This window comes from Brevibacillus laterosporus (assembly GCF_030489605.1).
In the GTDB taxonomy this organism is placed as follows: Bacteria; Bacillota; Bacilli; order Brevibacillales; family Brevibacillaceae; genus Brevibacillus_B; species Brevibacillus_B laterosporus_E.
Genome location: NZ_JAUKFY010000007.1, coordinates 125,956 through 140,064, shown reverse-complemented (window position 1 = coordinate 140,064; position 14,109 = coordinate 125,956). Strand labels below are relative to the sequence as shown.

The 14,109-nt window shown below is 39.9% G+C and carries 14 protein-coding genes; 7 read left to right on the top strand and 7 right to left on the bottom strand.

Features of this window, described 5'->3' with window-relative positions; genetic code table 11:
- Positions 1-4 precede the first annotated feature (4 nt).
- The 3 genes from QZ995_RS10150 to QZ995_RS10140 form a co-directional block, all read right to left on the bottom strand.
- Positions 5-841: a permease prefix domain 1-containing protein gene (locus QZ995_RS10150; RefSeq protein WP_301806232.1), complete on the bottom strand. Its 837-nt coding sequence runs from the start codon at positions 839-841 to the stop codon at positions 5-7.
- A complete protein-coding gene (locus QZ995_RS10145) occupies positions 838-1,164 on the bottom strand; it encodes a PadR family transcriptional regulator (protein WP_301806230.1) in 327 nt (108 codons plus the stop codon). Before QZ995_RS10145 ends, QZ995_RS10150 begins: the two co-directional genes overlap by 4 nt.
- A 269-nt stretch (positions 1,165-1,433) precedes the next feature.
- Positions 1,434-2,639, bottom strand: a complete 1,206-nt coding sequence (locus tag QZ995_RS10140; RefSeq protein WP_301806229.1) for a S8 family peptidase — start codon at positions 2,637-2,639, stop codon at positions 1,434-1,436.
- An 820-nt stretch (positions 2,640-3,459) separates the two neighbouring features.
- Here QZ995_RS10140 and QZ995_RS10135 point away from each other — a divergent pair.
- The 3 genes from QZ995_RS10135 to QZ995_RS10125 all read left to right on the top strand — a co-directional run bounded on the left by QZ995_RS10135 (position 3,460) and on the right by QZ995_RS10125 (position 7,419).
- Entirely contained in the window at positions 3,460-4,452 is a 993-nt protein-coding gene (locus tag QZ995_RS10135; RefSeq protein ID WP_301806228.1) for an NAD(P)-binding domain-containing protein, read from the top strand.
- A gap of 233 nt (positions 4,453-4,685) precedes the next feature.
- Positions 4,686-5,297 carry a YhcN/YlaJ family sporulation lipoprotein gene (locus tag QZ995_RS10130; protein ID WP_301806227.1) on the top strand — a complete coding sequence of 204 codons (612 nt, stop codon included), beginning with the start codon at positions 4,686-4,688 and terminating at the stop codon, positions 5,295-5,297.
- A 445-nt stretch (positions 5,298-5,742) separates the two neighbouring features.
- Positions 5,743-7,419, top strand: coding sequence for a GGDEF domain-containing response regulator (locus QZ995_RS10125; RefSeq protein ID WP_301806225.1), 1,677 nt, complete (start codon positions 5,743-5,745; stop codon positions 7,417-7,419).
- A 150-nt stretch (positions 7,420-7,569) separates the two neighbouring features.
- On the opposite strand, the gene QZ995_RS10120 is transcribed toward QZ995_RS10125, so the two are convergent.
- The gene (locus QZ995_RS10120; protein ID WP_301806224.1) at positions 7,570-8,019 is read right to left on the bottom strand and encodes a MarR family winged helix-turn-helix transcriptional regulator; all 450 of its coding nucleotides are present in this window, start codon (positions 8,017-8,019) and stop codon (positions 7,570-7,572) included.
- A gap of 285 nt (positions 8,020-8,304) precedes the next feature.
- Between QZ995_RS10120 and QZ995_RS10115 the strand changes: the two genes are divergently transcribed.
- From QZ995_RS10115 to QZ995_RS10100, 4 genes are all read left to right on the top strand, one after another.
- Positions 8,305-8,727: a VOC family protein gene (locus QZ995_RS10115; RefSeq protein WP_301806223.1), complete on the top strand. Its 423-nt coding sequence runs from the start codon at positions 8,305-8,307 to the stop codon at positions 8,725-8,727.
- 181 nt (positions 8,728-8,908) lie between these two features.
- On the top strand, positions 8,909-9,607 hold the full coding sequence (locus QZ995_RS10110; protein ID WP_301806220.1) for a GGDEF domain-containing protein: 699 nt from the start codon (positions 8,909-8,911) through the stop codon (positions 9,605-9,607).
- A gap of 457 nt (positions 9,608-10,064) precedes the next feature.
- Positions 10,065-10,682: a DUF47 domain-containing protein gene (locus QZ995_RS10105; RefSeq protein WP_003336841.1), complete on the top strand. Its 618-nt coding sequence runs from the start codon at positions 10,065-10,067 to the stop codon at positions 10,680-10,682.
- The gene (locus QZ995_RS10100; RefSeq protein ID WP_031413608.1) at positions 10,675-11,682 is read left to right on the top strand and encodes an inorganic phosphate transporter; all 1,008 of its coding nucleotides are present in this window, start codon (positions 10,675-10,677) and stop codon (positions 11,680-11,682) included. The genes QZ995_RS10105 and QZ995_RS10100 overlap by 8 nt, the downstream gene beginning before the upstream one ends.
- 32 nt (positions 11,683-11,714) lie before the next feature.
- On the opposite strand, the gene QZ995_RS10095 is transcribed toward QZ995_RS10100, so the two are convergent.
- From QZ995_RS10095 to ligD, 3 genes are all read right to left on the bottom strand, one after another.
- A complete protein-coding gene (locus QZ995_RS10095; protein ID WP_301806216.1) occupies positions 11,715-11,954 on the bottom strand; it encodes a hypothetical protein in 240 nt (79 codons plus the stop codon).
- Between the two features lie 156 nt (positions 11,955-12,110).
- Positions 12,111-12,905, bottom strand: coding sequence for a prolipoprotein diacylglyceryl transferase (gene lgt, locus QZ995_RS10090; protein WP_301806215.1), 795 nt, complete (start codon positions 12,903-12,905; stop codon positions 12,111-12,113).
- Positions 12,906-13,033: 128 nt separating this feature from the next.
- Positions 13,034-13,930 carry a non-homologous end-joining DNA ligase gene (gene ligD, locus QZ995_RS10085; RefSeq protein WP_301806214.1) on the bottom strand — a complete coding sequence of 299 codons (897 nt, stop codon included), beginning with the start codon at positions 13,928-13,930 and terminating at the stop codon, positions 13,034-13,036.
- Between the last annotated feature and the right edge of the window lie 179 nt (positions 13,931-14,109).

Sequence of the window (14,109 nt, the reverse complement as noted above, 5' to 3'; positions counted from 1 at the left end):
TTGGTTAGACAGAGCAAAGAAGGCCGACAAAAACGGCAGAGGATATTCCAAACAGTAATCCTAAAAACGGCTTTCTCCCAATTAACTTGTACTGAACCCAATAAAGACAGGCCCAGCCAAGGAGAAAACATATAGGAAAAACAGCAAAAAACCAGCCAAAAAGCAGAATGCCACTACACCATTTTATAAGCGGATACAGCATTATGAATAAGAAGGATAAATTTGCTGTATGGATTACATTTCTGCGTTTACGCTCCGAGAGGGGGAGGTGTAAAGGTTTTTTCCAAGCCGTCATTACGAGTGTAATCCAAGAGAGAATGAGTAACAAAACTGTGTTAGCTAACAAGAAATTACGAATCCATTTTGTTCCAAAAAAGCCGACATATGCCCAATACAAAAAAGAGAAGGTGAGTAGAATAAGTATTGTGCTAATCAAAAGCTTGCGCTGGAAAATATGTTCTGGATTCCAATAGAACCAAAGCAATGAACTCCCAAGCAGCATTCCAATTCCCATAGGAAGAGGGAGAAATACCTGTAAAATAAACAAAGCGTACAGGTAATAAAGAATGGTGAACAAAATGGTGCCTGCTCCCACCAGCAATAATAATAGACGATAATGGGGAGCTTGGGATTCCTGTAATTCTTGACCAATCTCCTGCTCGCAGCCAAAATCACGGATAGCTAATCGCTCTGCTTCCTCTTGAGAATGACCGGCTTGCAGATAGTCACGTTGCAACTGGTGCAGATGGTCTAGAAATTCTTCTGCTAGCTCAATCCGATCCTGCTCACTAAATTCTCCATGAGATAAAATAGAGGAGACATACTCTTTTAGCCGACTCATGCAAAGTCCTTGGAAACCTTACTCACCAGTGAGTGAATCGTATTCCAATCCGATACTTTCCGCTGTAACTCCTCTGCTCCAGCATCTGTAATCTGATAGTATTTGCGTCTTCCTTGAGCTTCATTGTCTCCCCAATACGAGGTGACCCATCCCTTTTTATGTAGCCGATTTAAAGCTGGGTAAAGAGTACCCTCACTCATGTGGTATAAATTATTACTTTTTTCTTTTAATTCTTTTGTGATTTCATAGCCATACATATCACGCTCAGCAATTAAGGAGAGTAATAAAATGTCGATGCTTCCTTTCATTAGTTCCTTATCCAATAGGCTCAGCTCCTTTTATTTTTTATATTGTATAACGATGTATCTTGTATTGCAATACGATGTATGTAAACTTATCCATAATAATGAAAACAGCCCTTTCTTGGAATGGAGTAAAGCCATCCAGTCATAGGGCTGTTTCAGAATGTACATTCAGCTTGATTGCTTATTGTCATGCTGTTGGTTCGCTCCCATCTAGCTAAGTCTTTGAAGTAACAGGTTGTTCAAAGGCAAAGGCTTAATTTGTGTCAACGGATCTTGTTATGATGGAATTAAAATCCGTTAACAGCTTTGTATGCATTTACGCGACCATTTTGGTAGCTAGTGCCTGTAGAAGATGTTTGATCAGCTGTAGATAATACACGATCGACGATTTGTTGGTTTGTAGCATTCGGTTGTTTACCCCAAGTTAATGCTAGAACAGATACAGCAACCGGAGTAGCCATGGACGTACCAGACATATTGGTGTAGCCACTGTTTTTGTAAGTGGAGTATACTGATACACCAGGAGCAGCAATGTCAACCCATTTTCCATAGTTGGAGAAATAAGCTAGTCCATCGTTAGAATCAGTAGCAGCTACAGCAAGTACATTGTCGTAGGCAGCAGGGTAGGTAAGAGAGGAAGATCCGTTGTTACCTGCGGCAGCTACGACGATTTTGTTTTTGCCCCAAGCATAGTTAATAGCATCTTGGAAGGATTGTTGGAAAGCTCCGCCACCAAGTGACATAGAGATAATGTCAGCGCCATTATCAGCAGCCCAAGTTACACCCTTGATGATGTCAGAGGTATAGCCTGAACCTTGAGCATTTAGAACTTTTACCGGGATAATTTTAGCTGAACCGTCAACCCCGCTGACCCCAATACCATTGTCACCGATAGCTGCAGCTAGACCTGCGCAATGCGTACCATGACCATGGTCATCATTAGGAGAGGTTACACCAGAGACAAAGCTCTTTCCAGGCAACAGGCTATCCTTTAGGTCAGGATGGTCTAATTGAACACCTGTGTCTAAGATAGCTATTTTCTTTTCGGACCCTTTAATAATATCCCATGCACCATATGAATTGATTTTTTTGTGGTGCCATTGGCTACTGATTAGAGGATCGTTTGGTGTGTAATCTACATGATAAAGCATGTTGTACTCAACAGATTCTACATTTGGATCCGATAAATATTTTTGTTTGAACTCCTCAGCTTGTCCATCTGGAACTTTTACTAATTGCCATTCTGAAGCTCCGTTACCCAACTCCTCTACTTCTTCACCACCTAGAGTAGAATGGATTTGTTCTGTGTCAATAGGTACTAAAGTCTGTTTGAATTTTACCAATATTTCGTCATCTTTAAACTCACCTTTTGCAGGTGCATCAGCGGATTGTACGTGATGCTCAACTTTTTCAGTCATCGACGCGAAAACATTGATAGGTAAGAGAGTGGCTAACGCGGTGCAAAGAGATAGGACTTTTAGTGATTTTTTCATTTTTAACAACAACTCCTTATAAAATATTTTGTTACTGTCTAAATTATACGAAAATTACGAAAAAACACAATATATAACTTATCGACATAAAATGTCTAATTTTATCATTTTATGTCGTAATGTTAATTTTAAAATAACAATTTATTTCATTATTTTTTGTAGGAATCAATTGGTTTTTGTAAAAAAATCGGAGATAATAGATAAAAGTTAAATAAACAAAGAATAAATCAGGAAAACCTATACATAAAGTAATCTAGTGTTCCAGAAACATTTTCGTAACATGTTAGAGGAATGAAGAAAAAAAGACTAAATTTTTTTGGGTAAATTTATGGAATTATCAAAAAATATCAGATGAGACGGTGGCTGTGAGATTTCAAAAAACATTATTTGTAAATTTTAGAAAAATTAGGTTATTGTTCTGCTTCTTTATCCATGATCAATTTGCTGTAATGACGGCTAAAGCTTGTATAGATTCCTTAGTTTGTATATGAGAGGAAAGAGGTTTGATAGGGAAGTGTGGAAATTTACAGCTAATAGACTGAAAAACGAGGAAAAGAGCAGGAATGAAAAAAGGGTGGAGGGTGAACAATCTTAAGCAACTACTTACAAACCCCGCACCAATTAATGTGTTATAAGCTACAAAGAGGGGGAAGAGGAAGTGTTAATCAGGACTTAATTTGAAAGGGGGATAAATCGGGGACGCTTCAACTGAACAGAAATAAATAGTAATGAATTAGCAGGAAAAAATTTACTTCGCATAAAAAGTAAAAAGACAGGAGGGAATAGATGTATTTCAAAACACAATCAAGGAGAGGATAAAATGCTGATTGTAAGGCAACAGGAAGTGAAGCAGTTGCTTAGTATGAAAGAAGCTATTGAAGCCGTATCTCATTCTTTGATTGAATTTTCGAATAAAAGGACGGTTAGTCCCATTCGATTGTCTGTACCTGTAAAACAAGGCAATGGTACAGCTTTGTTTATGCCAGCTCTTGTTCCAGCTATGGAGAGCCTTGGCATGAAATATGTTTCCTTTTTTCCAGATAATAAGACAAAGGGGAAGTCTAGTATTACGGGGCTCATGATCCTGTGTGATGTGCAGACGGGAGAACCCCTTCTGTTATTAGATGCGTCCTATTTGACGATCGTACGTACGGGCGCTGTATCTGGTTTAGCTACTCAGCATTTGGCTCGTCAGGATGCCAGCATTCTTGGAGTAATTGGTACAGGTGCACAAGCGCAGGGATTAATTTTAGCTATGTTAGCGGTTCGACCACTTAAGGAGATCCGGCTATATAATCGCACACAACAAAAGGCAGAGCAACTTAAAATGGAGCTGAAACAATCCCAACAAGGGAGAGATTTGCTGATACACGTAGTTCCAGAGGCAAATCAAGCTGTTACAGGAGCAGATATTGTCATTACCGCAACCAATGCAACAAAACCCATTTTTTCAGCAGATGCCATATCTGCGGGAGTTCACATCAATGCGATAGGATCATTTCAGCCTCATATGCAGGAGATTCCTACAGATATGCTTACAAAGGCTGACAAAGTGATTGTGGAGGGGAAGGAAGCCGCTTTAGCTGAGTCGGGAGATTTGCTTCTTCCTATACAGGAGGGAGTTTTCTCCACTCAACAAGTGTATGCTGAGCTAGGGGAGATTGCCGACGGTCAAAAGCCGGGGAGAGAAACTGCGAATGAGGTAACATTATTTAAATCAGTAGGTCTAGCTGTAATGGATGTTGGAGTGGCTTGGGCAATCTATAAAAAGGCAAAACAAGCGGGGATAGGTCAAGAAATTGAACTTGTGTAAACAAGATATGCATGAAACAGCTATTTTTTTCGTCTTAGGAGGCAGAGAGTCCTCGGCAGTCGAACATGGCTGATTGAATCAAAAGGAAACGAAGATAGACCTTCTTTGGCGGCATAAATCAGGGGAGGTCTATTTGTTATTTTACCTCCTGCTTCTTAAGAACTTTTACCATTGCTGCTAACCGAGTAAAACCCCCTTAAAACAAGCATGCTATAACTACTGGGGGTGTTAGCATGAAACAAATGTATACGGCTATGATACGGAGCTTAGCAATGGTACTGAGCCTATCTCTAGTGGGGTGCTCTACCCATTCTCCAGGCGGCACGAATACGCAAATTGGCATTCAGGATTACAAAAGTGATCGTCGCAATAACCATGAATTTGTAGAACCTGGACCAGTGAAAATGATGTACCAAGGAAAAAATACAAATAGCTATCAGTTAACCGCTGTGGAGGAACGGGCAAAGAAGGTGCCTGGAGTACTTGATGCAAAAGCGATTATTTATGGAGATACCATGGTGATCGGTGTAATCACAGACGGAACTCCTAATGGAAAGTATGAACGAAAGCCGATCCAACGCGATCCAACGAGTGAACTGCGGCCAAAGCTAAGCTTAAAATTAAATGTTGATGGACACGATAATCGAATTATTCGGGGCATACGAGACACTTTAATTCGTCAGGATAAGGCGCGTCTCGTCTTTATTACGCCTGACTATAAGATGTATAAACGAATTCTATCTATCCATGACAGATTGTTGGCAGGTGAGTATGTGGACGATAGTGAATTCAGACGTTTAATCAATGATGTAGGTGCATATACAGAGGGCTTTAGTGCTTACTAGAGATTGATAGGTATGCGGGTACTTGCTAAAGTACCTGCCGCCTTTTATTTTTAAAAAATATACATAATAATATTGCACTTCGCAAAATGTGATACATAACGGTACAGAAGTGCAGCAGTTACTGCGCAAGGGATTGCAGCCTAGAGAGGTTATCGTCATGAACACGTCTAGGGCAGGGATTGCTACAGGATGATTAGATTGCTTAAATAGGGATTACATGTATGATTGGATATGTATTACAGGTAACAAAAATAACAATAACATCGTCATATATGTAATAGCCAATACCTAATATATAAAAACAATGAGGACAAAATCCCAATTTGAAGCAGGCAGCATGTATGGTACCGCTCTTTACTTCCTACAATCGGTCACCAGCTTTTATACATAATGGTTGCTTTTAAACGAATGGGGGAGCGGATGGAAGTGGATGTGACATGTTGCCATGAGTATGAATAAAAATCAAAAGCAGCTATATGAGGCCCGTAAGTTATTTTTGCGAGGATTAACAAATCAACTAAATCGTATGGAGCAGTATTTGGAGCAATATGTTTATGAACAAAATCGGCAGTCAGCTCAAGCCATTTACCATATTGCCCAGACATGGAAAGAAAGTGCCTCTATCTATGGTTTAGCGGTAATTGGTAATGCAGCTGATTTATTAATAAAGGAATTTGAATGGACACAAACGGATTGTGAAAAAAGACTGGCTCCTCAACAGCTTCAGATGGCTCATATGCTAATTAGTCAGTTAAAAATGGAACTGAGCTTTGGTCAGGAGGAAATGGTACAGGAAGAGAAACAAATGTGGGAGGATCGGCTAGTAAATAAAAAAGCGTATCGATTGCTTTTAATTGATGACGATGAGGTATTGAGAGCCTATCTAATCAACCGTCTCTCTCAAGAGGGATATCTAGTGGAAGAGGCTCATAATGCGGAAGAGGTGAAGCGTTTATTATGGGAGAAAACCTTTGATTTAATCATGCTGGACCTAACGATTCAACCTCAGTCTGGGTACGAGATTTTTGATTATGTAAGAAATGATCCCGTCTTAAAGTGGGTTCCACTTGTCGTACTATCTGGGAAAAAGGATAGAAAGGATAAGATCAGATGTTATCGGATGGGAGCGGACCATTATGTAACAAAACCCTTCCATTTTGAGGAACTGGAGGCCTGTATCAACCGTCTGCTTACGAGAACACAGTACTATGAGCATATGGCTTTTCGTGACCCATTAACGGGGGTGAACAATCGACGCTCTTTTGATCACCAGTTGCAGGTAGAATTGGCTCAAACCCGCAGGAAACAGGAACCCATTTCTATCGCTTTTCTTGATATCGATTATTTTAAAAAAATTAATGATATCTATGGACATCATATTGGTGATCTGGTGCTACAAGGGGTGGGGCATAAAATACAGCAAAGCTTACGTGCAACAGATATATTAGCGCGTTATGGGGGCGAGGAATTTGTAATCGCCTTCCCTGGAACGTCTGCTGAGCAGGCTGCAATGGTTTTAGAGCGAATCCGAGACCAGCTACAGCAAGCTCCTGTATTACAAATAGATGGTCAAGATTTTCATATTACGTTCTCGGCAGGTATTGCTGATTGGGACCATATAATGCCGCAGCACAAATGGCTGGAGCTGGCTGACCGAGCCATGTACGAGGCGAAGCGTCAAGGACGTAACCAAATTGTTAGAGCTAAGCTGAAACTGGACAAGCCTTTGAATGAGCCGGAAGCAAATCAGAAAAAATGCTTGCTCCTAGCTGACGATGATCAAATGATTCGCTCCATCGTAAGAACAAAGCTTGCACATTTAGAAGTGGATATCATAGAAGCCACAGATGGGAAAGAGGCGTTGGAAGCTATGAGGAAAAGGCGACCACAGCTGTGTATTTTGGGTGGCATTATTCCTGGGATGGATGGATTTTCCTTATTGCGGATAATTCGACAAGATCAAGCATTACGTAAGATGAGAATTATGCTGCTTTTAGCAAGAAATAATCAAAAAGATATCATTAAAGGATTGTCGTTGGGAGCAGATGATTACATGCTAAAACCGTTTTCAATGCTTGAATTGGAATTGCGTGTAAAAAGGTTGTTGTATGCCGAGGAATGACAAACCTATATGTGTATCAAAAGAGTAAGAGGCTTACGATCAAGCGAATCTTACTCTTTTTTCTGTAATAAAAGCTTCATAAAAAATACAGGCATCATTTCCGTGGAAATAATGCCTGGAATCGACAATAAGCGGCATGAAATCTAACGCTTACAGGTCACCTACACCTTTACGTAATTTAACTAATAAATGTAATAATTGCTGTTGCTCATCTTTTGATAGAGGGGCAAAAAAACTAGTTTGGTAATGCTCTCTGATTTTCATTAATGATTCTTCTACCATACTTTGATACTGATCTACTAGCTTAACCACATAACTACGGGAATCTTGAGGATGTGCTTCCTTATAAATAAATCCCTTTTTAAATAATCCAGGCAAAATTCGAGAGATAGTCGTTTTGTCACGTAAGGTAATCTCCCCTAGTTCTGTTGGGGTAACACCATTTGTTTTATATAAGACAGCAAGCATTTGCCACTGTTCAGGGGTGAGATCGTAAGGCTTTAATACCTTATTCGTTTCCTCACGGGTAAGCTGACCAATTCGATGAAGATTATGACCTAAACTATTACATACATCAGCTAAGTACGAGCTAGGGTTCATAAACAGGGTCCTTTCCATTCAAAAAGCGTTTTCCTTTTATATAACCACAGATAGAAAGCTTCGTCAAAGCAACACACGCGATGCCTATGTGTAATGTCTAAGGAAACAGAAAAGAAAAAGCGGATAGGTTAGTATGTTTTACGAGTATATTTCCTTTGATCAGGGAAAGTGCTTTTTCACAACAATCATAGATGTAGAAGAGGTTTATTAGATTCGTGCTAGGGATTTTCAATTTGGAGAGAAGTATCATTGGGTAAGAAATGATGATAAGGAGCGAGTAAAAACATGAATGAACAGGCAAATTCATCTGAAAATATAGGAGTTATAGGCTTTAGTCATATCACTCTACAGGTCTCAAATCTGGAACAATCTTTACGTTTTTATTGTGAGAAATTGCAAATGAAATTGGTCCATCAAGGCAGAACAGATGCATATTTGGAATGGGGAAGTGCTTGGATATGCCTATTGGAGAGACCGGAAATATTTCCGGTTAAACTTGAGCAACAGCACCTTCATCATTGTGCCTTCTATATGAACGAGGAGGATTTTGACATAGCAGTGGATCAGCTACGTAAGAGGGAAATCGTGCTAGTAAAAGGCCCCATTCCTCGTGGAGGGGGCAAAAGCGTATATTTTCATGATCCCGATAAGATTATGCTAGAACTACATACAAGTACATTGCATCAAAGGATGAGTAATTGGACCTAAATCACTGTTTGCACTATATTTTGGAAAAAAACATAGATGTATCCTTTTTCTAGGTGCATTTTGGAAATGTTACAGCTTGAAATGAGCAGAATCAGTGGGTAAAATGAACTAGAGAATATTGGTTCTTAAGATTTACTTCTGATTTTTATGAAACAGCGTCCGGTTTGAGGGAGGTATCAAATTGAGATATCGATATAGAGGAGCAGGTATCGGATTTCTGCTCGGTTGCTTATGGTGGTGGCTTGGCGCCGTTTCTCAGGTCTCTTTTCAATCTGTCTATGTTCCATTTTTTTTAGCAGTTCTCCAAGCTGCATTCGGCTTTTATTATGGAAAAAAGCTTGAGGACTATAAAAAACAGGCTCATCATGATTCACTAACAGAAGTTCTGGTTAATCGACAGTTTTTTAAAATGATGGACAGGGAAATTCAAAAGGCAAAAATCCAAGAATATTCAGTCACATTGATGGTCATTGATCTGGATCATTTTAAAAAATACAATGATGAACATGGTCACTTGGAAGGCGATAGGCTCTTGAAGCGAATTGCAAGGTTTTTACGTGAAAATGTCAGAGGCAACGATCTAGTTGGACGGTGGGGAGGAGAGGAATTTGTGGTGCTACTTCCGAATACCTGTCTAGAGGTAGGAGTGGATGTTGGTCTGCGTTTACAGAACAAAATTAGACAGGAATTAGGCGAGGTGACGGTTAGTATAGGGGTAGCTTCCTATCCCGATCATGCAGCTACAGCTACCGAACTTACTGCCTATGCAGACCAAATTATGTACCAAGCTAAGAAACAGCGTGATTGCTTATATAGTGGTCCAATGGGCGGGGAGATAAAATTTTGGCATCGTGACACCAACCACATCCCACTCCATTAAACAACATATACATGAATGCATGTAACAACGTACACAATAGAAAAGAGCTAAGATGAAACCAGGATACCCCCTGGTTTTTTTGATGACGAAATGATTGGAGAGCATCTGATACAAATGACCTATGAATTTGGCAAGCAAACATTTTGTTAACAATCTGCTATCAAATGCCGAAAAATATCTAAATCCTACCAGTTAATTTATGTATAGATAAGCAATAAATATAAAACAAACAGGTTTTTCTTTATTTTTTATGGAGGGAATAAAGGATTTTTTTACAAACAAATAAAAAATAAAAACGTTAAAAACCCTGTCATATAGCGGTTTATCAAATCTTATTAATATCTTTACAAAAACTTAACATAGTTTTGTCGAATTTTGACTATAAATCAATTTACGTAGAAAACCATGTTTTATATAATCGTAGAGGTGATAATTCTGAAGGAGTGAGATTTCTTCCATGATCAAATCTAACAAAACAACATTCTTCGATCTTTTTGAACAGCAAGCTGCGACTGTACATAAAGGTTCCCATCTCTTTTTTGAAATGGTTAGTAACTATCAAAATTTACAGGAGAAAGTAGCTGAAATTAAAGCAGTTGAAAAAGAAGGGGATGCTGTTGTTCGTCAAATAATGAACCAGTTGAACTCAACATTTATCACACCGTTGGAACGTGAGGATATTCATGCGTTGGCTCATACACTGGATTCCGTAATTGACTTGATTGACGGTACTGCAGAATGCATGTATCTCTATCAGGTAAAACAAGTAGACAAGCGTGTTTTAGCTCAAGCAAATATCCTGCACCAGCTAACCTCTAAACTAATTGAATTGATTCGCACTCTGCGCAAGCTGGATCATAACGTAGTAGAAGGTATCGCAAAGGATATTAAAGCACTTGAGCATGAATCAGATGCAAACTATCGCAAAATGGTTTCTGAGCTGTTAAATACACCAGGTCAAGACCCAATTGAAGCGATTAAGCTGAAAGAGATATATGAAAAACTGGAAGACTGTGCTGACTTTGCTGAGGACGTCTCTAATCTGGTTGAAGGGATTGTGCTGAAAAATGCTTAATCTGTCGCCAGAATTAATCATCCTCATTCTTGTGGTGATTATGGCTTTAAGCTTTGACTTTATTAACGGATTTCATGATACAGCCAATGCAATTGCAACCTCGGTGTCAACTCGAGCGCTAAGCCCGCGTACGGCCATTCTTATGGCTGCAATCTTCAATCTGGTCGGTGCGCTTACTTATACAGGTGTTGCCAAAACGATTGGCAGCGACATTGCTAATCCATTTCAGCTAGAAAATGGTTTAGTGGTAGTTCTTGCTGCTTTGGTGGCTGCAATTCTTTGGAACCTGATTACTTGGTGGTTCGGCATTCCCAGCTCTTCCTCCCATGCCTTAATCGGTGGAATTGCAGGTGCGGTGGTAGGAGCTGAAGGCTTTAGTGCGGTTAATTACGGTGGCTTTATCAAAATCATTCAAGGTTTGATTTTTTCTCCGCTCATTGCCTTTGTAGTTGGATTTATAGTTATTAAACTTGTTTCCAAAATCGTTGCTAACATGCCTTATCACAAGACAAACAGAGGCTTCCGTTACTTACAGGTGCTGTCTGCTTCCTGGCAAGCATTTAGCCATGGTGCAAATGATGCACAGAAGACGATGGGAATCATTACTTTTGCAATGGTTTCAGGTGGGTTCGCTACAACAACAGATATCCCGCTTTGGGTGAAGGTGTCAGCCGCTCTTGCCATGGCATTCGGAACCTCTGTTGGGGGATGGAGAATTATCAAAACGCTAGGTGGAAAGATTATGAAGATCAAGCCGATTTCCGGCTTTTCGGCTGATATGTCCTCTGCGTTTATCATTACACTATTTACGATTCTGAAATTGCCGGTTAGTACCACTCATGTTATTTCCTCCGCTATTATGGGGGTAGGTGCCTCCCAGAAATTCTCTGCTGTTAAGTGGGGAGTTGCAGGACGTATTGTTTTCACATGGGTGATTACGCTTCCATCAGTAGCTCTCTTAGCTGCTGTCAGCTATCGTGTTCTTGATGTGTTTCTATAAAATGTAATATTAGTAAGACTATAAGCGAAAAGCTAGGACACTCCTGTTAAGCGTTGCCAGAGAGTGGGCCTAGCTTTTATTTCTATTTTTTGGATGGAATGAAATGGAATATAACACAGGTTTTTTTGGCGTATCAAGATTCCAGCGCTGTCAAAATCATAAAGCAGCCCTTCTTCTGTATGATGAGCGGGGAGAGTTTGCGAAGTGTTGGCTAGCTGATAATACACAATCACAACGTTATCTAAATATTCTTCTAACAGTTCACTAGTCATTTTTCTGCCCTTCCTTATCAGAAATGCCAGTCGATTATGACTGTAAATCCAGTATGACCTGTTTTTATTTTTTTTAAACGAGTAACAGCTCTTCTGATATTAACAAAAGCACCCGGCCCCTTTACTGGGACAGAGTGCTTTTATCTATGGGTCCTGCTACATACTATCCTTTTGCTTGGAGCCGATCTTTTTTTGTCTGCGATAGCAGTAAACTAGTACAATGAAGCCTACAATCATCAAAACTAGGCTCATTACCTGAGCAATGCGTAAAGGTCCCAGATACAAGGAGTCTGTACGCATTCCTTCAATAAAGAAACGGCCAAATGAATATAAAATCAGATAACTGCCTAAAATTTGTCCGTCAAATTTTTTGAACTGATACAGCATCAATAACAAGAGGGCAAGGACAAGTATATTCCACAAGGATTCATACAAGAAAGTAGGGTGATAGTATTGACCTTGAATGAACATTTGTTCACGGATAAAGGCAGGGAAGTGAGACATGAATGCGGCAGAAGCGACATCCCCATGAGCTTCCTGATTCATAAAGTTACCCCAACGGCCGATGGCTTGACCCAAGATAACACTAGGCATCATAGCATCTGCTAATGTAAGGAAAGGCAGGTTGTATTTTTTTATATACAAAGCACCAGCGATAAATCCGCCAATGAGTCCTCCGTGGATTGCCAGACCACCATTCCATACCTTAAAGATATCGAGCAAGTTCTCTTTATACGTACTCCACTCAAAGGCCACGTAATAAAGACGAGCACAAACGATAGCGGCAGGAATAATCCAGACCACCATATTTAAAATGTGATCGGGATCTATACCAGAGCGCTTGGCATTATAACGCGCGAGATATGTTCCTAGTAAAAAAGCAGTCCCCATAATAAGTCCATACCAATGGACATCTAAGCTTCCGATGGAAAAGGCAATCGGATCATACAAAGTGAATCTCCTCCTCATGTTTACTCATGGGGAAAGTATAACATAGAATACACTCGTATTTCCTCATCCATTCTCACGAAAGCTGTTTTTCTATCAAGAAAAGGATTGAACAAAAATTTGACTATGTATTAGCTTAATATATTTAAAATATGATCTAGAGAGGATCGATTTTCTTGCTGTTGTAAAGGAAGAAATAAATCTCCTTTTTGTTTGACCCGTTCAGGCATTGTATGGATGGTAAAATCACTAGGATGTACATTCTCTATTTCCGACCAGCATAAAGGAGCGGAGACTGTTGCCATCTCCTTGGCCCTAGTTGTGTAGGGAGCGGGCAATGTTTTGCCGCGCCAATGCTGTAAGTAATCGAGATATAACTTCGTTCCGCGATTTTTCGTTAGACGTTCGATGGTTAATCTATTAGGATATTTCTGCGTCAGATAGTTACAAATAAATTCTCCTACCTTTCGAGTTTGTTCGAAAGCATAGCCTGGCTGAATAGGAATATAAACTTGGATACCACTGGCCCCCGAGGTTTTGGGATAGCTGTTGAGCTGTAGCTCATCCAGAATCTCTTTTACATACAAACTAGCTTCTATTGCATCTCTAAAATCGGGAGTGGATGGATCAAGATCAAAAACCAACTCAGTAGGCCATTCCTGTTGATAGGTATGAAAAGCAATGTGCCATTCTAATACAGCCTGATTGGCCATCCAGATCAGTGTGGCAGTATCATTTAACAATGCATAGGTGACAGAGCCATCTACAGCACGTGGGATCCACTCTGGTGCGTAATCTGGAAGATTTTTTTGGTAAAAGGATTTATCCTCGACTCCATGCGGATAGCGAATCACAGTTAAAAATCGATCAGTGGTATAAGGGAGCAAATAAGGAGCCATTTGTATAAGATATTGTAAATAGATGAGTTTGGTTACACCGGCCTTAGGCCAAAGAGGCTTATCGGGATTTGTAATAACCAGCTCTTTTCCTTCGATGTCTAAACGATACTCTTTCGCAGCAATCGCCAAGGAATAAGCACCTCCTGCTATTCGGATGTGCCTTATTCTTCCCGATATTTCTGTATTTGCTTCACAGCGTTCGCTACTTTTTTTGTCCGGATCAAAAAGCTTATGCTCTTGTACCCGTATTATCAAGGTGAGGAACAACGAATAAGCATTTCTCGCCGCAAAAAAAGGAGCATGATTGT